Source organism: Streptomyces sp. MMG1533 (genome assembly GCF_001279775.1).
In the GTDB taxonomy this organism is placed as follows: domain Bacteria; phylum Actinomycetota; class Actinomycetes; order Streptomycetales; family Streptomycetaceae; genus Streptomyces.
The window spans coordinates 150,321-171,749 of record NZ_LGDG01000213.1; the positions used below are offsets into that span (position 1 = coordinate 150,321).

The following is a 21,429-nucleotide window of genomic DNA, read 5'->3' on the forward strand; positions in this document are numbered from 1 at the left end:
ACGTGGAGAACGCATGCCTAAGGCCGTAGCCATCCATGACTTCGGCGGGCCGGACGTACTGGGCCTCATCGATATTCCCGATCCGGTGCCAGGACCGGGCCAGGTGACGGTCCGGGTGCGGGCCGCCGGGGTCAACGGGTTCGACTGCCGGGTGCGCTCCGGCGGCATGCGGGGCCGGTATCCGGTCGAGTTCCCGCAGATCCTCGGCAACGAGTTCGCCGGGGTCGTCGAGCGGACCGGCCCGGAGGTGACCGGGTTCGCGCCCGGCGACGAGGTGCTGGGGTTCGCCGTGCTGCAGTCCGGCGCCGAGGTGCTCGCCGTCGGCGCGGACCAGATCACCGCCAAGCCCCCGGGGCTGTCGTGGGAGGTCGCGGGGTCCCTCTCGGCCGTGGGGCAGACCGCGGACATCGCCCTGACCGAACTGCGGGTCGGCAAGGGCGACACCGTGCTGGTGCACGCCGCGGCCGGCGGGGTCGGCAGCCTCGCCGTCCAGCTCGTCCGGGAGCGGGGCGGCACGGCGATCGGCAGCGCCAGTGAGCGCAATCACGACTATCTGCGCTCGCTGGGCGTGCTCCCCGTCGCGTACGGCCCGGGCTTCGCCGACCGGGTGCGCGCCCTGGCCCCGGACGGCATCGATGCGGCCCTGGACTGCCACGGCGGCCCGGAGGCGCTGGCCGTCTCGCTCGAACTCGTCGCGGACCGGGCCCGGATCGGCACCATCGCCAACTTCCGTGCCGCGGCCCAGGAGGGCATCGTCATGCCGCAGGTGGTGCGGTCCGCCTCCCGGCTTGCCGCCCTGGCCGCGCTCTGCGCCGACGGCAGCCTGCAGCCGCACATCGATGCCGTCTTCCCCTTCGCCGAGGCGGCGGCAGCCCACCGCACACTGGAGCAGGGCCACGTGCGGGGGAAGCTAGTCCTGGTGCCGGCCCTGTGACGCCGGGCGGCCCGGCCGACGAGGGGCATCCGCGGCGCTGGGCGATTCTCGCGGTGCTGGTCCTCAGCCTCGTGAGCATCATCCTCGACAACACCGTGCTCAACGTGACGCTGCGCACCCTGACCGACCCGGAGCAGGGCCTCGGTGCCTCGCACAGCCAGGTCGAATGGGTGCTCAGCGCCTACACCCTGACCTTCGCCGCGACGCTGTTCACCTGGGGTGTGCTCGGCGACCGGCTGGGCCGCAGGCGTGTACTCCTCCTGGGACTCGCCCTGTTCGGGCTCTCGTCCCTGGCCGGGGCCTACGCCGGGTCGCCGGAGCAGCTCATCGCCGCCCGCGCCTGCATGGGGCTGAGCGGTGCGGCGGTCCTGCCGAGCACCCTCGCCACCATCGCCGCCGTCTTCCCGACACGGGAGCGCCCCAAGGCCCTCGGGATCTGGGCGGCTTCGGTCGGCTTCGCCCTCGGCATCGGACCCGTCACCGGCGGGCTGCTGCTCGCGCACTTCTGGTGGGGCTCGGTCTTTCTGGTCAACGTGCCGATCGTGGCGGTCAGCCTGATCGCGGCGGTGCTGGTGGTGCCAGAGACCCGGGGCGCCGTGGGCAAGCGCGTCGACGCGGGCGGGCTGCTGCTCTCGATCGCCGGTCTCGTGCTCCTCGTCTACGGGATCATCGAGGCCGGCCGGACCGGCGGGGTCGCCGAGCCCACGGTCTGGGGACCCGGCCTGGGCGGCCTCGGCCTGCTCGGCGTGTTCCTGTGGCATGAGCGGCGTACCGCGGAACCCTCGCTCGAACTCGGGTTCTTCCGGTTGAAGGCCTTCTCCACCGCCGTCGTGGCGGTCGGCCTGGTCAGCTTCGCGATGATGGGCTTCCTCTTCTTCAGCGCCTTCTACCTGCAGAGCGTGCGTGGCTACACCCCGCTGCAGGCCGGGACGTGTACCGTGGCGCTGGCCGTCGCGAACGTGATCTTCGGACCGCTCAGCACGGTCCTTGTCCGCTCCATCGGCCCCCGGTACGTGTGCGCGGCGGGCATGCTGGCCGTGACAGCGTCCCTGACCGGGGTCTCCTTCGTCACCCAGCACGCTCCCGTGTGGCTGATCCTCGCCCTGTTCGCCGCGCTGGGAGCAGGCGTAGCCTGCGTCATGCCGACCGCAGCCGTGTCCATCATGAACGCGATCCCTCGCGAGAAGGCGGGCGTGGCCTCCGCGATGAACAACACCATGCGCCAGCTCGGCGGTGCTCTGGGCGTCGCGGTGCTCGGCTCGGTCATGGGCGCCGCCTACCGCAGCGGCATCGAGGGCGAACTCGCCGTACTGCCGCCCTCCATGCGGCACGAGGCCGGTGAGTCCCTGGACGCCACGCTCCTGGCCGCAAGCCGGCTGGGGGAGAGCGGACTGGCCGGGCCCGCACGGCAGGCGTTCCTTGACGCCATGCACCTGGCCGCCGGGGCAGCCGCCGTGGCGGCCTTCGCGGGTGCCCTCGCCGTGCTCCGCTGGCTGCCCTCGACCGTTACGACTCCGAAGCCCCCGGCGGGCCCCACGCCCGGCCGGGAGCACCCCAACTACACCAAGGCCCAAGGAAACTGACATGCCTTTCACTCCTGACGAGCTCGACTACTACGCCTCCCAGAACCTCGGCCGACTGGCCACCGTGGCGCCCGACGGGCAGCCCCAGGTCAATCCCGTCTCGTTCCGGATCAACACCGAGACCGGCACGATCGACATCGGCGGACACAATCTGACGGCCAGCAAGAAGTTCCGGAACGTCGTCAAGCACGATCAGGTCGCTTTCGTCGTCGACGATCTGATCTCCATGCAGCCCTGGGAAGTACGCGGTATCGAAGTGCGCGGCCGGGCCGAGGCGCTGACCGACGCGCAGCCGCCGCACCCGTACTTCGGCACCGCGATGATCCGCATCCACCCCAAGCGCATCATCACCTGGGGTCTCGGCGGCGACGCCGCACAGAGCGGCCGGAATGTCTGACTGAGACGCCTTCGACTCCGCTTCGAGCGGACCTCGACGAGCCCTTGCCAGGGTGGAGCCCGTTGGACGGGCACACAATGGGGAGGGCCGGATGGGCTCAGAACTCTTCCGTGAGGATTTCACCGGGGGACTGGTGACCGAAGGACCGGGCGCACCGTGGAGGTTGCGCCCGGTCGACGGTCTCGCCGAAGGCGACGGGGTGGTCCGCGGCGGGCCCGACGGCCTGGTGGTCGTGCCGAGCGCCACCCATCCCCGGACGGGCAGGCCCGCGTTCACCGAGCCCAAGCCGGGACCGAACGGCGGGGCCCCGCACCATCTGCGGTGGGGGGCCTTCACCACCGGCGGCACCGCCGGTGCGCGCGGCGGGTTCGCCGCGGTGCCCGGCGAACTGCTCTCGGTCACAGCGGAGATGGGACTGCGCGGCTTCGGCCTGGGCTCCCATCCGTACGACGACGTGGCCGAGCCGACCGCGGACACCGGCCTCGGCACGGGCGGCCTGATCTCGGTCGACCTCGAGACCGGGATCATCTTCGACTTCTTCCTCACGCACAGCCGGCTCTACGCGGTCTACGAGCGGCTCGCGTTGCAGCCGGACGCCGCGTTCGCGTCCTTCACCTACGTCGTCCCGGTCGCGGACCGCACCCCGGACCAGCTCCACCGGCTCGAGGTCTGCTACGACGCCGCGGCCGCCACCGCCCATTGGAAGGCGGACGGGGAGACCGTGCTGTCCGTGGACCGGATCGGCTTCCGCGCGCTGGACGCGCGCTGGCTCCGGCGGGACAACGGCGGCCGGGAGGAGCCCGTACAGCCGCGCGGACTCAGCTTCGGCCTGGGGCTTTTCCTGGAGCGCTATTTCGGCCAAGGGGTGCGGCTGTCCGTCAGCCGACTGCGGGTGTCCACCTCCCCCGCCGGTTCCCGCGACTCGTGACGACCACCAACGAAAGGCAGAGCCATGCCCGATGAGAACAAGCCCGTACTGGTCCTCGGCGCCACCGGCAAACAAGGCGGCTCCGCGGCCCGGTACCTGATTGAACGCGGCTGGACCGTCCGGGCCTTCGTCCGCGACCCGGACGCGCCCAAGGCCAAGGAGCTGCGGGAGCTGGGCGCGAGCCTGCACACCGGCGACCTGGAGGACGCCGAGTCGGTGCGCGCCGCGATGAAGGGCGCGTACGGCGTGTTCAGCATCCAGACGCCGATGACACCGGCGGGCGTGGAGGGCGAGGAGCGGCAGGGCAAGATCTGCGCCGATGCCGCTCGCGACCTCGGCATCCAGCACTACGTACACAGCTCGGTCGGCGGGGCGGAGCAGCCGGAGGGCGTGAACTGGCGGCTGTCCAAGCTCGCGATCGAGCAGCGGATCCAGGAGAACGAGCTCAACTTCACGTTCCTGCGGCCGTCGTACTTCATGGAGAACCTCAACCACGACATGTCGCCCCTCGTCATGGAGGACGGCGTGCTGACCTTCCGGCGGGGGCTCGGGCCCACCAACACCCTGCAGATGATCAGCGGCCCCGACATCGGGTACTTCGCGGCCGACGCCTTCGACGACCCCGGGACCTTCAGCGGCGCCAAGATCGAGCTGGCCGGGGACGAGCTGACCGGCGAGCAGATCGCGGACGCGTTCGGCCGCCACACCGGACTGCCCGCCCGTTTCGTCTCGGTGCCGATACCGGAGCTGCACCGCACGGGCTTCGAATGGCAGGCGATCTCGTACACCTGGCTGAACGGGATCGGCTATCACGCCGACATTCCCACGCTGCGCGCCCGTTTCCCGCAGCTGCTCACCCTCGACCAGTGGCTGGCCAAGACCGGCTGGGCCCCGATGGATCCGGCATGAGTGAGGACGCGATGGCCCAGGAGCAGTCACCCCTGGCGGCCGAGGCCCGCCGGATCGCCGAGCTCGCCGGGAAGCGGGCAGCCGAGGCAGAGCAGCAGCGCCGGCTGAGCCCCGAGGTCGTCCGTGCCGTCCTGGAGGCCGGTTTCGCCGCGCACTTCGTTCCGGCGGCGCAGGGCGGCAGGGCGGCGACCTTCGCCGAGCTCGTGGAGCCGGTCGCGGTGCTGGGCGAGGCCTGCGCCTCGACCGCCTGGTACGCGTCGCTCACCGCGAGTCTCGGCCGGATGGCCGCCTACCTGCCGGAAGAGGGCCGGTCCGAGCTGTGGTCCGACGGCCCCGACGCCCTGATCGTCGGCGCCCTGATGCCGCTCGGCCGCGCCGAGAGGACGGCGGGCGGCTGGCATGTCTCGGGCACCTGGCCGTTCGTCAGCGCCGTCGACCACTCCGACTGGGCGCTGGTGTGCGCCAAGGCGGGGGACGAGCCGTGGTTCTTCGCGGTGCCGCGACAGGCGTACGGGATCGTCGACAGCTGGTACCCGATGGGTATGCGCGGGACGGGCAGCAACACCCTTGTCATCGACGGGGTGTTCGTGCCGGACTCCCGGGCCTGCACCCGTGCGGCCATCGCGACCGGCCTCGGGCCGGGCGCCGAGGCTATCTGTCACACCGTGCCCATGCGGGCGGTCAACGGGCTGGCCTTCGCACTGCCGCTGCTCGGCGCGGCCCGCGGTGCCGCTGCCGTCTGGACCTCGTGGATCGCCGCGAAGCTGGCCGGGCCGACCGGGCAGAACGCCATCTCGTCCCACGACCGCGTGCTGTACGAGCACACCCTGGCCCGGGCCACCGGCGAGATCGACGCGGCCCAGCTGCTGCTGGAGCGTGTCGCCGCGGTCGCCGATGCCGGCGGGGTGACCGACGAACTCGTCGGCCGGGGGGCACGGGACTGCGCCCTGGCGGCCGAGCTGCTGACCGCCGCGACCGACCGGCTGTTCGCCTGCGCGGGCACCAGGGCGCAGGCGGAGGACAGCCCGATGCAGCGCTTCTGGCGCGATGTGCACGCGGCTGCGAGCCATATCGGGCTGCAGTTCGGTCCGGGAGCGGCGCTGTATGCCGGAGAGCTGCTGAGGAGGAGCAACGATGACTGAAGTGAACGATCCGCAGGTGGGTTTTGTCGCCCTCGTCACCTTCCCGGTGGACGGCCCCGCCACCCAGCGCAAGCTGGTGGAGCTGGCCACGGGCGGGGTGCAGGAGTGGATCCGTGAGGTGCCCGGCTTTCTGTCGGCCACGTATCACGCGAGCACGGACGGCTCGGCGGTCGTCAACTACGCCCAGTGGGAGAGCGAACAGGCCTACCGGGAGAACTTCGCCGCCGATCCGCGCTCGGCGAAGCTGCGGGAGGCGCTGAGCGCTCTGCCCGGGCTGACCGGACCGCCGAAGGCCGTCTTCATGACGCCGGAGGGGTCTGTCCTGCCGGCTTGACGTCATCGCCCGCACCGTCGCCGGCACAGGCCACCAGGCCGGCGATCATGATCTCGAGGCCGAGCTCGAACCGGCGGTCGGAGTCGAGCGAGGTGATCGGGCCGGCCAGGTGGACCAGGTTCGGGAACTGGGCGGCCGGCAGCGACTTCAGATAGCCGTGGAGCTGGTCGGCGAACATGCCGGCCTGCTCCCGGCTCTGCTCCGTGGCGGGCTGCCGGGACGACTCCTCCATGGTCTCCGCCGTGACAAAGGTCGACAGCAGGTCGCCCGCGTAGGCGGCGAGTTCGTCCTGCAGGCCCCCCGCGCGCAGCAGATTCAGGGTGCGTTCCATGCCCATGATCCCGTTGGGGCCCAGCGGCACCCGGTCGATCGCGATACGCGCCAGGTCCCGGTGCGCCAGGAATACGCGTCGCAGTGACCGGAGCATCTCCTTGACCTGCTCCACCCAGCGGCCCGGCTCCGGTTCCGGGATCTCCACCTCGGTCAGCACGAGGTCGAAGACGAGGTCGAGCACCTCGTCCCGGTTCTCCACGTGCGCGTACAGCGAAGCGTGTCCGGTCTTCAGCTCCTGCGCGAGCCGCCGCATGCTCAGGGCCTCGAGCCCCTCGGCGTCCAGGATGCCGAGCGCCGTGTGGACGATCAGATCCTGGCTCAGGGGCATGCGCGGCGGGGCCTTCTTCGGCCGGCGCCACGGAGGTACGGGGATCTCCTCGGGCATGGGCCTCCTTCCCTTTTTCCTTCGCAGTTGGTGGACCTCATCGTATGGCATCGTCGGGCCACTGTTCCTTGACACGACCACCGTTCCACTATAGAACGGTGGTCGCTCAAAGACCTACTGTCGATGCACTGCATGGGATGCCATGACTTCCGTTGAAGCAGACGAACCGGAGCAGGCAGCGGCGCCCCAGGCGGCGCCGATGCCGGAACAGGGTCCTGGGTCGGACCGGACCGCGACCGAGACCCCGCCCTACGCGCGCCGCTGGGCGGCACTGGGTGTCATCCTCGGCGCCGAGATCATGGACCTGCTCGACGGCACGATCATGAACGTGGCCGCGCCGTCGGTCCGCGACGATCTGGGCGGCAGCCTCAGCGTCATCCAGTGGATCACTGTCGGGTACACGCTCGCCTTCGCCGTCCTGCTCGTGGTCGGCGGCCGGCTGGGCGACATCTACGGCCGCAAGCGCATGTTCGTCTTCGGCGCCGTCGGATTCACCCTGGCCTCCGTGCTGTGCGCGGTGGCGGGCAGTTCCGAGATGCTCATCGCCGCGCGTTTCCTGCAGGGCGGGCTGGGCGCGCTGATGATTCCGCAGGGGCTCGGCCTCATCAAGCAGATGTTCCCGCCCAAGGAGACCGCGGCGGCGTTCGGCGCGTTCGGGCCCGCCATCGGGCTGGGCGCCGTGCTCGGCCCGATCGTCGCCGGCTTTCTCATCGACGCCGACCTGTTCGGGTCGGGCTGGCGGTCCGTATTCCTGATCAACCTGCCGATCGGGGCAGCCGTGATCATCGGTGCGGTGGTGCTGCTGCCCGAGGGCAGGGCGCCCGTGCGGCCGAGGTTCGATGTCGGGGGCACGCTGCTCGTGACGCTCGGGCTGACCCTGCTGATCTTCCCGCTGGTCCAGGGGCGCGAACGCGGCTGGCCTGCCTGGACGTTCGCGCTGATGGTGGTCGCAGTGGCCGTGCTCGCCGCCTTCGTGGCCTACGAGCTGCGGCAGGAGAAGCGCGGCGGTGCCACGCTCATCGAGCTCAGCCTGCTGCGCAGGTCCCGCTATGCCGCGGGGCTGGCCGTGGCGCTGGTGTTCTTCACCGGGATCTCCGGCATGTCGCTGCTGCTCGGCCTGCATCTGCAGATGGGCCTGGGCTTCAGCCCGACCCGGGCGGCGCTGACGATGACGCCCTGGTCGGTGTTCCTGGTCGTCGGCGCCATCCTGACCGGGGCGGTGCTGGGTGCGAAGTTCGGCCGCAAGGCCCTGCACGGCGGGCTCGCGGTGCTGGCACTGGGCGTACTGATCATGCTGCTGACGATCGGCGACCAGGCCGGCGGGCTGACCAGCTGGGAGCTCGTCCCCGGCATCGCCGTGGCCGGGCTCGGCATGGGCATCATGATCGGTCTGCTCTTCGACATCGCCCTGGCCGATGTCGACAAGCAGGAGGCCGGCACCGCCTCCGGGATCCTCACCGCGGTCCAGCAGCTCGGCTTCGCGGTCGGTGTCGCGGTGCTCGCGACGCTCTTCTTCGGGCTGCTCGGCTCCCACGCATCGGCGAGCGTCGCCGACGGCGAGAGGCGGACCCGGGCCGAACTCACCGCGGCCGGGGTGGCCCCGGCCGAGCAGGACCGGCTGCTCGCCGACCTGCGCCTGTGCCTGAAGGAATCAGCGAGCCAGCAGGACTCCGACCAGGCGCCCGACAGCTGCCGCAGTGTCCAGCAGGTCGAGCCCAAGGCGGCCGAGGCTGCGGCACGGGCCTGGCGGACGGCCCACACCGAGAACTTCAGCAGCGCGATGGTCCGCATGCTCTGGGTGGTGATCGGGCTGCTGGCGGTGTCCTTCCTGCTGGCATTCCGGCTGCCGCCCAAGCCCCGTGAGGAAGAGGGTTTCTGATGACACGCAAACTGCTGTCCTGGCCGGGCGGACGCCGGGCCAAGTGGCTGGTGCTGGTGGGCTGGATCGGTCTGCTGATCGTGCTCCAGCCACTTGCCGGAAAGCTCGGCGACGTCGAGTCCAACGACGCCGCGGCCTGGCTTCCCGGCAACGCGGAATCGACCGAAGTGCTCGAGCTCTCCGAGAAGTTCCAGCCTGCCGACACCAGCCCGGCCATCGTCGTCTACGACCGCCCGTCCGGGATCACGGCCGCCGACGAGAAGAAGGCCCGGGCGGACGCCGCGGAGTTCGCGGACGGCGCCGGCGTGGTGGGCGAGCCGTACGGCCCGGTGCGCTCGGACGACGGCAAGGCCCTGCGCACCGTGGTCAACGTCCATCTCGGCAAGGAGGGCTGGGAGGGGCTCAACGAGGCCACCAAGGATCTGCGGGAGACCGCGCAGCCGAACGCGCCCGACGGACTCGGCATCCATGTGACGGGCCCGACCGGCTATGCCGCCGACTCCGCGGAGTCCTTCAGCAGCGCCGACTTCAAGCTCACCCTGGTCACCCTGCTCATCGTCGTGACGATCCTCGTCATCACCTACCGCAGCCCGTTGCTCTGGCTGCTGCCGATGATCTCCGCGGGCATGTCCCTGGTCATCTCGCAGGCCATCATCTACCTGCTGGCCAAGAACGCGGGACTCACGGTCAACGCCCAGACCGCGATGATCCTCACGGTGCTGGTGCTCGGCGCGGCCACCGACTACGCGCTGCTGCTCGTCGCCCGCTACCGGGAGGAACTGCGGCGGCACGAGGACCGGCACGAGGCCATGGCCGAGGCGCTGCACCGTGCGGGCCCCGCCATCGTGGCCAGCGCCGCCACCGTCGCCATCAGCATGCTCCTCCTGCTGCTGGCCGGCCTGAACTCCACCAAGGGCCTCGGACCGGTCTGCGCCGTCGGCGTGCTGGTCGGCCTGCTGGCGATGATGACGCTGCTGCCCGCCCTGCTGGTGATCTTCGGACGCTGGATCTTCTGGCCGGCCCGGCCGAAGCACGGTACGGAGCCCGACGTCACCCGGGGCGTGTGGACGCGGGTCGCCCGGCTGGTCTCCGGTCGCCCGCGTACGGTCTGGATCGCCACCAGCCTGGTGCTGGGGGCGGTGGCCACGCTGGCCTTCACCCTGAACGCCGACGGACTGCAGCAGAAGGACGGCTTCAAGAGCAGGCCGGAGTCGGTGGTCGGCGAGGAGATCCTCGCCCGGCACTTCCCGGCCGGTTCCGGCGAGCCGATGGTCGTCATCGCCAAGGACTCCTCGGCGTCCGAGGTGCGCGGCGCACTGGAGAAGGTGCCCGGCGTCACCGAGGTCGCGGATCCCGAAGTCAAGGACGGCCTGGCCTACATCGAGGCGACTCTCGGCCCCGGAGCCGACAGCCCGGAGGCGATGGCGGCGGTCACGGCGGCCCGCGAGACCCTCGGCCGGCTGGACGGCGCACAGGCGAGGGTGGGCGGCAGCAGTGCCGTCGTGCACGACATGCGCGAGGCGTCCAGCCGTGACCGCGGGCTCATCATCCCGGTGATCCTGTTCGTGGTGTTCTGCATCCTGGCTCTGCTGCTGCGGGCGCTGGTGGCCCCGCTGCTGCTGATCGCCAGCGTGGTGCTGTCCTTCTTCACGGCGCTCGGTCTCGCCGCCTTCTTCTTCAACCACGTGTTCGACTTCGCGGGGGCCGACTCCGCCTTCCCGCTCTGGGTGTTCGTGTTCCTGGTTGCCCTGGGCGTCGACTACAACATCTTTCTCGTCACCCGGATCAGGGAGGAAAGCGGCCGACTCGGCACCCGGCAGGGTGCGATCAAGGGTCTCACCTCGACCGGCGGTGTGATCACCGCGGCCGGCCTGGTGCTGGCCGGGACCTTCGCCGCACTGGCCACGCTGCCGCTGGTCTTCATCGCCGAACTGGGCTTCGCGGTGGCGGTGGGCATCCTGCTCGACACCATGATCGTGCGCTCGGTGCTGGTCACCGCGCTCACGCTCGACGTCGGCCGGTGGATGTGGTGGCCGCACCCGCTCTCCCGGCGGGATGACTCACCCGAGGAAATGGCCGGAGCGAGTTCCTCCGATTCAGCGGATTCGGAGGTACCGGCTCCCCTTTCCACGTAAAAAGCGGGAATATGAATCAGCACGGCTTGCCGTGCTGATTTATATTTGAGAAACGTACGATCTTCCTGTGACCCTGACCACGTTGAGTATGTCAAGCCTGCCTGTTATCCTCGCCCTCAGGAAAGAAAACGGAGAATCTCGACGGGGGCGGCAAAGTGAGATTCAATCTGTTAGGCCAGATGCACGTAGTCACTGATACGGGGAGACTGATTCCGCTTAAATCGTCGAAGGCGACCCAGCTCCTGGCACTGCTGCTGCTCAGGCGGCATCAGGTGGTGGGGGCCGGGGTGCTCATCGAGGAGCTGTGGGCGGACGATCCGCCGCGCAGTGCCATGACCACGCTGCAGACGTACGTCTACCACACCCGCCGGCTGCTGGCGCAGCAGCAGGTGACCGGCAAGCAGCGGGAGTTGCTGCTGACCCGGCCGCCCGGCTACTTCGCCCTGATCGACGACGAAGAGCTCGATGTCACGGTCTTCGAGCGGCTGATCCGCACGGGCAGCCGGCTGCTCGAGGACAACCGGCCCAGGGAGGCGCTCGCCGCGCTGAACGCGGGCCTGGATCTCTGGCACGGCCCGGCGCTGTCCACGGTGCCGTGCGGCCGGGTGCTCGAAAGCCATATCGCTCATCTGGAAGAGCTCCGGATCTTCGGACTGCAGCTCCGTATAGAAGCGAATTGGCGGCTCGGCAGAATAGGCCCGCTGATTCCGGAACTTCGATCCCTGGTGGTTTCACATCCGCTGAACGAGACCCTGCACGCCAAGTTGATGGGCGCGCTCTATCGGGTGGGCCGGCGGGCGGAGGCACTGGAGTCGTACCGAAATCTCCGGAAGATTCTGTCCGACGAACTCGGGGTGGACCCGACGCCGGAAATCCAGCGCATGCACATGGAGATTCTCAACGGTGATCCCGTGCTCGCGTAGGCACCGGCCCGTGAATGCAGTGAAGCCCCTTGCGGACCGCAAGGGGCTTCACTGCATTCACGGGCGGCCGGGCGTCAGTAGTTCCCCAGGCCACCACAGACATTCAGCGCCTGCGCGGTGACCGCGGCCGCCCCGTCCCCGATCAGATAGGCCACCATCTCCGCCACCTCGGACGGCTGTACGTACCGGCCGATCGGCACTCGCGCCGTGATCCGGTCGAAGGCCTCGTCGGTCGACACCTGCCAGATCTCCGAGTAGTGCTCGCGCACGGACGCCGCCATCGGCGTCTCGACGAAGCCGGGGCAGACGGCGTTCACCGTGATGCCCGTCCGGGCCAGTTCGAGGCCCAGCGCCTTGGTGAAACCGACCACGCCGTGCTTCGACGCCGAGTACGGGGCGGCGTGCACGACGCCCTGCTTCCCACCCGTCGAGGCGATGTTGATGATCCGGCCGGCTCCCCGTTCGAGCATGCCGCCGGCCGTCAGGACCTGCTTGGTCACCCGGAACACACTGGTGAGATTGGTGTCGATCACGTCGAGCCAGAGCTCGTCGGCGAGCTCGGCCGTGGCGCCGCCGCCGGGCCGGCCCGCGTTGTTCACCAGGACGTCGACCGGACCGTAGCGCTCGACCACCGCCGCCACGAGCGCCTCGATGTCGGGGAGCGACCGGACGTCGCAAGTCCGGCCGTCCGCCTCCACCCCCGCTTCCTGCAACTCCTTCAGTGTCGAGCGCAGCGCCTCCTCGCCGCGCGCGCAGATGAAGACATGCAGCCCCTCCTTACCGAGCCTTCGGGCGATTTCCAGCCCGATACCGCTGGTTGCGCCCGTCAACAGTGCGACCTTCGAGGCCTGCGTGGCCATGTGTCCCTCTCCCTGCTTCGCGGTCCCGGACCTGCCCATCCTTTGGCCCCGGCCTCGAACGGCGGTCGAAAGGGGTTGGGGTGCAACTGGACGCCGCGACGGTGGATCCGCTGTCGAGGGGCTCCATATCGGCCTTCGAGCCGCTTTCGAGCCAACGAGCCGACGATGACGACGACCACCGGGCGAACTCATCGAAGGAGCTGTTCCGATTGAAACGCAGAGTCGTCATCACCGGCGTCGGCGTTCGCGCCCCGGGCGGGAACGGCACGCGCCAGTTCTGGGAGCTGCTCACCTCCGGGCGGACGGCGACGCGCCGGATCTCGCTCTTCGACCCGTCGCCCTACCGTTCACAGGTTGCCGCGGAGGCCGACTTCGACCCGGTCGCCGAGGGCTTCGGCCCACGGGAGCTCGACCGGATGGACCGGGCCTCGCAGTTCGCCGTGGCCTGCGCCCGGGAAGCCGTCACGGCGAGCGGGCTCGAGTTCGACACCCTGGACCCCGCCCGTGTCGGGGTCAGCCTCGGCAGTGCGGTGGCCGCCGCGACCAGCCTGGAACGTGAGTATCTGCTGCTGTCGGACTCCGGCCGCGAGTGGGAGGTCGACGCCGCCTGGCTGTCCCGGCACATGTTCGACTACCTGGTGCCCAGCGTCATGCCAGCCGAAGTGGCCTGGGCGGTCGGTGCCGAGGGCCCGGTCGCGATGGTCTCCAACGGCTGCACCTCGGGCCTCGACTCCGTGGGCCACGCGGTGCGGCTGATCGAGGAGGGCAGCGCCGACGTGATGCTCGCGGGGGCCGCCGACACCCCGATCACCCCGATCGTCGTCGCCTGCTTCGACGCGATCCGCGCCACGACGGCGCGCAACGACGACCCGGAGCACGCCTCGCGTCCGTTCGACGGTACGCGTGACGGCTTCGTCCTGGCCGAGGGAGCCGCGATGTTCGTCCTGGAGGAGTACGACAGTGCGCTGGCCCGAGGCGCCCGCATCCACGCCGAGATCTCGGGGTACGCGACGCGCTGCAACGCGTACCACATGACGGGGCTGAAGACCGACGGCCGGGAGATGGCGGAGGCCATCCAGGTCGCCCTCGGCGAGTCCCGCACGGACGCGACGGACATCGACTACATCAACGCCCACGGCTCCGGCACCCGGCAGAACGACCGCCACGAGACCGCGGCGTACAAGCGCGCGCTCGGCGATCACGCCCGCCGCACCCCGGTCAGCTCGATCAAGTCGATGGTCGGCCACTCGCTCGGCGCGATCGGCTCGCTGGAGATCGCGGCCAGCGTGCTCGCGCTCGAACACGGCGTGGTGCCCCCGACCGCGAACCTGCATACCAACGACCCCGAATGCGATCTCGACTATGTCCCGCTCGAGGCGCGGGAACGGAAACTGGGGACCGTGCTCACGGTGGGCAGCGGCTTCGGCGGCTTCCAGAGCGCGATGGTCCTGCGCGGCGCCGAGGCGGCGGGGGCCGTCGCATGAGCGTGCTGATCACAGGTGTCGGTGTCGTGGCCCCCAACGGCCTTGGCCTGGAGCCTTACTGGGCGGCCGTGCTGACCGGCCGCTCCGGCCTCGGCCCGGTCACCGGCTTCGACGTGAGCCGGTACGCGGCGACGCTCGCCGGCCAGATCGACGACTTCCACGCCCCCGACCACGTCCCCAGCCGGCTGCTGCCGCAGACGGACCCGTCCACCCGGCTCGCGCTGACCGCCGCGGCCTGGGCGCTCGAGGACGCGAAGGCCGATCCGGAGTCGCTGACCGACTACGACATGGGTGTGGTGACGGCCAACGCGTGCGGCGGTTTCGCCTTCACGCACCGGGAGTTCCGCAAGCTGTGGACCGAGGGTCCCAAGTCGGTCAGCGTGTACGAGTCCTTCGCCTGGTTCTACGCGGTGAACACCGGCCAGATCTCCATCAGGCACGGCATGCGCGGCCCGAGCAGCGCCCTGGTCGCCGAGCAGGCCGGAGGCCTGGACGCCCTCGGCCACGCCCGCCGGACGATCCGGCGGGGCACCCCGCTGGTGGTCTCCGGCGGCGTCGACTCGGCGCTCGACCCGTGGGGCTGGGTCTCGCAGATCGCGAGCGGGCGGATCAGCACCGCCACCGACCCGGAGCGGGCCTATCTGCCCTTCGACGAGCAGGCGGCCGGTTATGTTCCCGGCGAGGGCGGCGCCATCCTCGTCCTGGAGGACAGCGCCGCGGCCGAGGCCCGGGGCCGGCACGACGCGTACGGCGAACTCGCGGGCTACGCCTCGACCTTCGACCCCGCCCCCGGCTCCGGACGTCCCCCGGGCCTGGAGCGCGCGATCCGGCTCGCGCTGACCGACGCCGGGATCGGCCCCGAGGACGTCGACGTGGTGTTCGCCGACGCCGCGGGCGTACCCGAGCTGGACGCCGCGGAGGCCCTTGCCCTCCGGCAGGTGTTCGGCAGCCACGGCGTACCTGTCACCGCGCCGAAGACGACGACCGGCCGGCTCTACTCCGGCGGCGGCCCGCTCGACGCGGTCACCGCCCTGATGTCCTTCCGCGAAGGCGTGATCCCGCCGACCGCGGGCGTCCGGTCCGTACCGCAGGAGTACGGCATCGACCTGGTGCTCGGCGAGCCGCGCACCGCGCCCCTGCGGACCGCCCTGGTCCTGGCCCGAGGCCGCTGGGGGTTCAACTCGGCGGTCGTCCTGCGCCGTCCCGAACCGACCCCGTAGAGAAACAGAGAACTGGAGACCGACATGGCAACACTGCTGACCATCGACGACCTGCGCCGCATCCTCATCGAATGCGCCGGTGAGTCGGACGCGACGGACCTGTCCGGCGACATACTCGACACCCGCTTCGAGACCATCGGTTACGACTCGCTCGCGCTCATGGAGACCGCGGCACGGCTGGAGAACCGCTACCAGGTGTCCGTCCCCGACGACATCGCGGTCCGCGTCGCCACGCCGCGAGAGCTGCTCGACCTGGTCAACGGCGCGCTGGCCGAGGCATGAGCGGGCCGGAAGAGCACCGGGTGGTGCACACCTTGAAGGTCTCGGCCCCGGCGCGGCGGCTCTACGAGCTGGTCGCGCGGGCCGAGCACTGGCCGGCCGTCTTCGAGCCCACCGTGCATGTGCGGATGCTGGAGCGCGGCCCGGGCACCGAACGCTTCCAGATCTGGGCGCGCGTGGCCGGCCAGGTGAAGGCCTGGACGTCGCGGCGGACACTGGACCCCGACGCCCTGCGGGTCACGTTCCGGCAGGAGCGCACCCAGCCGCCCATCGCCTCGATGGGCGGGAGCTGGGAGTTCCGGGGCGACGGCCAGATCACCGAGGTGGTGCTCACCCACGACTTCGCCGCGGTCGACGAGGCGGCCCTGCCGGGACTGCGCGAGGCGCTGGACGCGAACAGCGAGCGGGAGCTGGCCGCGCTGGCCCGGCTCGCGGAGCAGCCGTACCCGGTCGAGGAGCTCCTGTTCACGTTCGAGGACACCCTGGAGGTGCCGTCGGGGGACGACGCCTACGCCTTCATCGACCGCAGCGACCTGTGGCCGGACCGGCTGCCGCACGTGGGGAAGGTGACCCTGACCGAGGAGGCGGCGGGCGCCGGTTCCCCCGGCGTTCAGGACATGACGATGGAGACCGTGACCGCCGACGGAAGTACGCACACGACCCGTTCGATCCGGCTCTGCTTCCCCGGCGAGAGCATCGTGTACAAGCAGCTCGTTCCGCCCGCCCTGCTCATCGGCCACAGCGGTGCCTGGCTCTTCGACAGGGCCACGGTCACCGCCCGGCACACCGTGGTGATCGACCCGACCCGGATCGAGGAGGTCCTGGGCAAGGGCAAGACCGTCGCCGACGCCCGCGTCTACCTGCGCGAGGCGCTCGGCGCCAACAGCCGGGCCACGCTCAGCCACGCTGCGGCCGCTGCCGCCAGGCCGGCGCCGTGACGGCCGCCGTCCACGAGGTCGCCGAGGGGGTCTACGCCTACGAACAGCCCCCCGGCGGCTGGTGTGTCAGCAACGCGGGCATCGTCGTGGGCGGCGACGGCGCGCTCGTGGTCGACACGCTGTCGACGATCCCGAGGGCCCGGCAGCTGGCCGAGACGGTGGACAAGCTCGCCGCGGGACCGGGCCGCACCCTGGTCAACACCCACTTCCACGGCGACCACGCGTTCGGCAACCAGGTCTTCCCGCCGGGGACGCCGATCATCGCGCACGAGGACATGCGGACCGCCATGGTGTCGACGGGCCTGGCCCTCACCGGGCTCTGGCCACGGACCGACTGGGGCGAGATCGAGGTGACGCCGCCGAACGTGACCTTCCGCGACCGCCTCACCGTGCACGTCGGTGAACGACGGGCCGAACTGCTCTGCGTCGGCCCCGCGCACACCGGACACGACGTGGTGGTCTGGCTGCCCGAGGAGCGGGTGCTGTTCGCGGGGGACATCGTCATGTCGGGCGTCACCCCGTTCGTGCTGTTCGGTTCGGTGGCCGGCACGCTGGCCGCGCTCGACCGGCTGGCGGAGCTGGAGCCCGAGGTGGTCGTCGGCGGGCACGGCCCGGTGGCGGGACCCGAGGTGCTCGACGCCAACCGGGCCTACCTGCAGTGGGTCCAGCACCTCGCCGCCGAGGCGGCCGACAGTGGGCTGACGCCACTGCAGGCCGCGCGCGAGGCGGACCTCGGAGCCTTCGCCGACCTGCTGGACGCGGAGCGCCTCGTGGCGAACCTGCACCGGGCTCACGAGGAGCTGCTGGGCGGACCCGGACGCGACGCCATGGAGATCTTCGCGGAGCTGGTCGTCTACAACGGCGGGCGGCTGCCCACGTGCCTCGCCTGAGGAGTCAAGGAGTCAAGGAGTCAAGGATGGCCATCGACCAGGGAATGCTCCGTGACGCCATGGCGCGGGTGCCGGCCGGGGTGGCGCTCGTCACCGCCCATGACCGGAGGGGAGTTCCGCACGGTTTCACCGCCAGCTCGTTCGTGTCCGTCTCGATGGAGCCGCCGCTCGCGCTGGTCTGCCTCGCCCGTACGGCCAACTCCTTCCCGGTGTTCGACAGTTGCAGCGAGTTCGCGGTGAGCGTGCTGCGCGACGACCACACCGAGCTGGCCATGCGCTTCGCGCGCAAGTCCGCGGACAAGTTCGCGGGCGGAGAGTTCATCCGCACCGCCCGGGGATCGACCGTGCTCGACGGAGCGCTCGCGGTCGTCGAGTGCACGGTCCGCGACCGCTACCCCGCGGGCGACCACATCATCCTGCTCGGCGAGGTGCAGTCCGTGCACGCCGAGGAGAAGGGGGTGCCGGCGGTCTACGTGGACCGCGGATTCGCCGCCCTGTGCTCGGGGGCGGGCACGTGCCCGTTCGCCGCCGAGCGGAGCCCGCACGTCCACACCGCCTGAGGAACCCGAGGAGGGACCATGTCTGTGACCTACGAGGTCACCCACGAGCTGACCGGCGGGCGCACGGCGGAACTCGCCGAGATCCGGGCGGCGGCCGCGGCCGGCCCCGGTGAGCGGGCCACCGCGTCGCAGCATGCCAAGGGCAAGCTGACGGCCCGGGAGCGCATCGGGCTCCTGCTGGACCCCGGCTCCTTCCAGGAGGTGGAGCAGCTGCGCCGGCATCGGGCCCAGGGCTTCGGGCTGGAGCAGAAGAGGCCGTACACGGACGGTGTGATCACCGGCTGGGGCACGGTCGACGGCCGCACGGTCTTCGTCTACGCACACGACTTCAGGATCTTCGGCGGCTCGCTCGGCGAGGCGCATGCCGCGAAGATCCACAAGATCATGGACATGGCGCTCTCCGCAGGCGCTCCGCTGGTGAGCCTCAACGACGGGGCCGGGGCACGGATCCAGGAGGGCGTCTCCGCTCTGGCCGGCTACGGCGGGATCTTCCGGCGCAACACCCGCGCCTCGGGAGTGATCCCGCAGATCTCGGTGATGCTCGGCCCGTGTGCGGGCGGTGCGGCGTACTCGCCGGCGCTGACGGACTTCGTGTTCATGGTGCGGGAGACCGCGCAGATGTTCATCACCGGTCCCGACGTGGTCAGCGCCGTCACCGGCGCGCAGCTCACCCAGAACGCCCTGGGCGGCGCGGATGTGCACGCCACGACGTCCGGGGTGGCGCACTTCGTGTACGAGGACGAGGAGAGCTGCCTGGCAGAGGTGCGCTATCTGCTCTCCCTGCTGCCCTCCAACAATCGGCAGAACCCGCCCGTCCACCCTCCGGACGACCCGGTGGACCGGCGCACACCCGTGCTGTACGACCTGGTGCCGGAGGACGGCAACCAGCCGTACGACATGCACAAGGTGATCGAGGAACTCGTCGACGACGGCGACTGGCTGGAGGTCCACGAGCGCTGGGCGCGGAACATCGTCTGCGGCCTCGCCCGGCTGGACGGCCAGGTGGTGGGCATCGTCGCCAACCAGCCACAGACGCTGGCCGGGGTACTGGACATCTCCGCCTCGGAGAAGGCCGGTCGCTTCGTGACGATGTGCGACGCCTTCAACATCCCGATCGTGACCCTGCTCGACGTGCCGGGCTTCCTGCCCGGGGCGGACCAGGAGCACGGCGGCATCATCCGCCACGGTGCGAAGTTGCTCTACGCGTACTGCAACGCCACCGTCCCACGGGTCTCGATCGTCCTGCGCAAGGCCTACGGCGGCGCGTACATCGTGCTGGACTCCCAGTCCATCGGCGCCGATCTGACCTACGCCTGGCCGACCAACGAGATCGCGGTGATGGGTGCGGAAGGTGCGGCCAACGTCATCTTCCGGCGCGAGATCGCCGCGGCCGAGGACCCCGAGGCCAAGCGCGCCGAGATGGTCAAGCAGTACAAGTCCGAGCTGATGGACCCGTACTACGCGGCCGAGCGGGGTCTGGTCGACGACGTCATCGACCCGGCGGAAACCCGTGAGGTCCTGATCCGCTCGCTTGCGATGCTGCGTACGAAGCACGCCGACCTGCCGTCGCGCAAGCACGGCAATCCGCCGCAGTGACGGCGACGGCCGGCGCGGTTGCCGGCGCCCTCCGGGTCGAGAGGGGGCACGCGAGCCCCGAGGAGATCGCGGCGATCACCGCGGTCCTTCTGGCCCGGACCGCCGCCCTGCCCGAGTCCGCCGCGGCGCACCGCTGCAGCACGGCCGGCTGGCGCCGCCTGGAACGCACCCCGGGGTTCCGCGCGCCGCACAGCTGGCAGGAGTCCGGCTGACCGCGGCGGGACGGCGGTGGGCCGACGCCTTCCAGGCCGCCGCAAGACCCAATTCGTCCACCGGAGGGGGAAGGAGACCACGAGCTACGACATTGGGACAGTAAGAATGCATCGAATTGGGCCGCGACTCTGTACCACTCCCCAACTAGCGTCGCCGACATGACGAACGCAACGCCCACCCGGGTCGACTACTGGTTCGACCCCGCCTGCCCCTTCGCCTGGATCACCTCCCGCTGGCTGCTGGAGGTCGAACAGCAGCGTCTGCTCGACCTCCGCTTTCATGTGATGAGCCTGTACCTCCACAACATCGGCAACGAACTCCCGGACTGGTACCGGGATCTGGTCGACCGCTCGATCGGCCCGGTGCGCGTCGCCGTGGCCGCCGCCGAACGGCACGGCGAGAAGGTCCTGCGCGACCTGTACACCGCGTTCGGCACTCGCATCCACGAGCGCCGGGCCACCGACTTCGACGCGGTGATCACCGAGTCCCTGGCCGAGCTCGGCCTCCCGCACGACCTCGCCGCCGCCGCACACGACCTGTCGTACGACGACGCCGTACGCCGCAGCCACGACACCGGCGCCGAAACCGGGTCGGGCGGCTATGTGGGCACGCCCACCCTTCATGTCGACGGAACAGTGTGGTTCGGGCCCGTGCTCCGGGCGATTCCTCGCGGCGGGCGGGCGGCCGAACTCTTCGACAGCTTCAGGGTCCTGGCCGCCCACCCCGACTTCTTCGAACTGAAGCGCACACGCACGGGTGGCCTCTCCTTCGTCTGAGAACGGCTGCCACAGGCAGGCGCATCGGTTCCGGCGAAAGCAGGCGAATCGGCTCAGCCGAGCCGGACGCTCTCACTTCCGCCGCCGCCCCATTTCCCCGCTGAACTGAATGCCGGGTGCCGAAGATCCGAGAAACCTGCACACCGTTCGCCGACACGCCGTACGGAACCCGAACAACCGGTCGTGACCGCGCCGGACCACGGCGGCTTCGGTGCGGGTGTCCGTCTGGGGAATCGGTGACAACCGTTGTGCGTGCAGCGAAGCGCAAGGCCGTGTGAAGAAGTCGCCGTGCTCGGTCACCGCGCTGTCACACCGGTGAAGTCGGCATTCGCGGTGCGTCCCGGTTGGCCTTCGGGCGGCTGGCCGCCCCCTTGTCGGCGTGCTTTGATCCTGCGCGTGGCACAACTCGCTGGGAAAGGCTCCCAGTTTCGAGAATCGGGCGAACTCTGCCATTCCGAAGTGCCTATGCGAAAGGAACCGCGCGTAATGAACCCTTCCCCCCGGGTTGAAACAGCCGAGATCTCCGACGCCCACCTGGACAACGTCTCCGGCGGCCTCGCGGGCGGCGGCTCCGGCGGTCTCTTCCTCGAGACGCCGGTCGCAGACGTCTGCGCCGACCTCATGGCTGTCGCCTCGACCGAGGGCCTTGCGTCGGGAGCGAGCGTGCACACCACCGCTCTGTGACCACAACGCGTGCCGCTCATGGGCCCCCGGGATCAGATGATCCGGGG

22 protein-coding genes are annotated in these 21,429 nt (G+C 70.5%); 20 read left to right on the top strand and 2 right to left on the bottom strand.

Annotation, left to right across the window (positions count from 1 at the left end; genetic code table 11):
* Nucleotides 1-13 precede the first annotated feature (13 nt).
* The 7 genes from ADK57_RS21530 (at nt 14) to ADK57_RS21560 (ending at nt 6,227) form a co-directional block, all read left to right on the top strand.
* Complete coding sequence (locus ADK57_RS21530; protein ID WP_053751127.1) at nt 14-934, top strand: NADP-dependent oxidoreductase; 921 nt, start codon at nt 14-16, stop codon at nt 932-934.
* Nucleotides 931-2,517 (top strand): MFS transporter, encoded by a 1,587-nt coding sequence (locus ADK57_RS21535; RefSeq protein ID WP_053751128.1) that lies wholly within the window; start codon nt 931-933, stop codon nt 2,515-2,517. The genes ADK57_RS21530 and ADK57_RS21535 overlap by 4 nt, the downstream gene beginning before the upstream one ends.
* Nucleotide 2,518: 1 nt before the next feature.
* On the top strand, nt 2,519-2,914 hold the full coding sequence (locus tag ADK57_RS21540; protein ID WP_053751129.1) for a PPOX class F420-dependent oxidoreductase: 396 nt from the start codon (nt 2,519-2,521) through the stop codon (nt 2,912-2,914).
* Between the two features lie 91 nt (nt 2,915-3,005).
* Nucleotides 3,006-3,842 carry a DUF6081 family protein gene (locus tag ADK57_RS21545; RefSeq protein ID WP_053751130.1) on the top strand — a complete coding sequence of 279 codons (837 nt, stop codon included), beginning with the start codon at nt 3,006-3,008 and terminating at the stop codon, nt 3,840-3,842.
* Nucleotides 3,843-3,866: 24 nt separating this feature from the next.
* A complete protein-coding gene (locus tag ADK57_RS21550; RefSeq protein WP_053751131.1) occupies nt 3,867-4,751 on the top strand; it encodes an NmrA/HSCARG family protein in 885 nt (294 codons plus the stop codon).
* On the top strand, nt 4,748-5,893 hold the full coding sequence (locus ADK57_RS21555; RefSeq protein WP_107091615.1) for an acyl-CoA dehydrogenase family protein: 1,146 nt from the start codon (nt 4,748-4,750) through the stop codon (nt 5,891-5,893). The genes ADK57_RS21550 and ADK57_RS21555 overlap by 4 nt, the downstream gene beginning before the upstream one ends.
* Nucleotides 5,886-6,227 (top strand): antibiotic biosynthesis monooxygenase, encoded by a 342-nt coding sequence (locus ADK57_RS21560; protein ID WP_053751133.1) that lies wholly within the window; start codon nt 5,886-5,888, stop codon nt 6,225-6,227. Before ADK57_RS21555 ends, ADK57_RS21560 begins: the two co-directional genes overlap by 8 nt.
* Here ADK57_RS21560 and ADK57_RS21565 read toward each other — a convergent pair.
* The gene (locus ADK57_RS21565; RefSeq protein WP_053751134.1) at nt 6,193-6,945 is read right to left on the bottom strand and encodes a TetR/AcrR family transcriptional regulator; all 753 of its coding nucleotides are present in this window, start codon (nt 6,943-6,945) and stop codon (nt 6,193-6,195) included. The two genes, ADK57_RS21560 and ADK57_RS21565, sit on opposite strands and share 35 nt — an antisense overlap.
* A gap of 142 nt (nt 6,946-7,087) precedes the next feature.
* On the opposite strand from ADK57_RS21565, the gene ADK57_RS21570 reads away from it, so the two are divergent.
* The 3 genes from ADK57_RS21570 (at nt 7,088) to ADK57_RS21580 (ending at nt 11,882) form a co-directional block, all read left to right on the top strand.
* The gene (locus ADK57_RS21570; protein ID WP_078973256.1) at nt 7,088-8,824 is read left to right on the top strand and encodes an MFS transporter; all 1,737 of its coding nucleotides are present in this window, start codon (nt 7,088-7,090) and stop codon (nt 8,822-8,824) included.
* Nucleotides 8,824-10,959, top strand: coding sequence for an MMPL family transporter (locus ADK57_RS21575; RefSeq protein ID WP_053751136.1), 2,136 nt, complete (start codon nt 8,824-8,826; stop codon nt 10,957-10,959). Before ADK57_RS21570 ends, ADK57_RS21575 begins: the two co-directional genes overlap by 1 nt.
* A gap of 155 nt (nt 10,960-11,114) precedes the next feature.
* On the top strand, nt 11,115-11,882 hold the full coding sequence (locus tag ADK57_RS21580) for an AfsR/SARP family transcriptional regulator (protein WP_053751137.1): 768 nt from the start codon (nt 11,115-11,117) through the stop codon (nt 11,880-11,882).
* A gap of 74 nt (nt 11,883-11,956) precedes the next feature.
* On the opposite strand, the gene ADK57_RS21585 is transcribed toward ADK57_RS21580, so the two are convergent.
* A complete protein-coding gene (locus ADK57_RS21585; RefSeq protein WP_053751138.1) occupies nt 11,957-12,742 on the bottom strand; it encodes a 3-oxoacyl-ACP reductase in 786 nt (261 codons plus the stop codon).
* A gap of 80 nt (nt 12,743-12,822) precedes the next feature.
* Between ADK57_RS21585 and ADK57_RS21590 the strand changes: the two genes are divergently transcribed.
* The 10 genes from ADK57_RS21590 (at nt 12,823) to ADK57_RS21635 (ending at nt 21,382) form a co-directional block, all read left to right on the top strand.
* Nucleotides 12,823-14,226 carry a beta-ketoacyl-[acyl-carrier-protein] synthase family protein gene (locus ADK57_RS21590; RefSeq protein WP_053751139.1) on the top strand — a complete coding sequence of 468 codons (1,404 nt, stop codon included), beginning with the start codon at nt 12,823-12,825 and terminating at the stop codon, nt 14,224-14,226.
* The gene (locus tag ADK57_RS21595) at nt 14,223-15,446 is read left to right on the top strand and encodes a ketosynthase chain-length factor (RefSeq protein ID WP_053751140.1); all 1,224 of its coding nucleotides are present in this window, start codon (nt 14,223-14,225) and stop codon (nt 15,444-15,446) included. Before ADK57_RS21590 ends, ADK57_RS21595 begins: the two co-directional genes overlap by 4 nt.
* A 24-nt stretch (nt 15,447-15,470) precedes the next feature.
* Nucleotides 15,471-15,728, top strand: coding sequence for an acyl carrier protein (locus tag ADK57_RS21600; protein ID WP_053751141.1), 258 nt, complete (start codon nt 15,471-15,473; stop codon nt 15,726-15,728).
* A complete protein-coding gene (locus ADK57_RS21605; protein ID WP_053751142.1) occupies nt 15,725-16,663 on the top strand; it encodes an aromatase/cyclase in 939 nt (312 codons plus the stop codon). The genes ADK57_RS21600 and ADK57_RS21605 overlap by 4 nt, the downstream gene beginning before the upstream one ends.
* Nucleotides 16,660-17,553: an MBL fold metallo-hydrolase gene (locus ADK57_RS21610; protein ID WP_053751143.1), complete on the top strand. Its 894-nt coding sequence runs from the start codon at nt 16,660-16,662 to the stop codon at nt 17,551-17,553. The genes ADK57_RS21605 and ADK57_RS21610 overlap by 4 nt, the downstream gene beginning before the upstream one ends.
* Nucleotides 17,554-17,579: 26 nt before the next feature.
* Nucleotides 17,580-18,113, top strand: a complete 534-nt coding sequence (locus ADK57_RS21615) for a flavin reductase family protein (protein WP_053751144.1) — start codon at nt 17,580-17,582, stop codon at nt 18,111-18,113.
* A gap of 18 nt (nt 18,114-18,131) precedes the next feature.
* On the top strand, nt 18,132-19,709 hold the full coding sequence (locus ADK57_RS21620; RefSeq protein ID WP_053751145.1) for an acyl-CoA carboxylase subunit beta: 1,578 nt from the start codon (nt 18,132-18,134) through the stop codon (nt 19,707-19,709).
* Complete coding sequence (locus ADK57_RS21625) at nt 19,706-19,921, top strand: acyl-CoA carboxylase subunit epsilon (protein ID WP_053751146.1); 216 nt, start codon at nt 19,706-19,708, stop codon at nt 19,919-19,921. Before ADK57_RS21620 ends, ADK57_RS21625 begins: the two co-directional genes overlap by 4 nt.
* A gap of 159 nt (nt 19,922-20,080) precedes the next feature.
* Entirely contained in the window at nt 20,081-20,698 is a 618-nt protein-coding gene (locus ADK57_RS21630) for a DsbA family protein (protein WP_107091616.1), read from the top strand.
* 486 nt (nt 20,699-21,184) lie between these two features.
* Complete coding sequence (locus tag ADK57_RS21635; protein WP_053751148.1) at nt 21,185-21,382, top strand: hypothetical protein; 198 nt, start codon at nt 21,185-21,187, stop codon at nt 21,380-21,382.
* Nucleotides 21,383-21,429 lie beyond the last annotated feature (47 nt).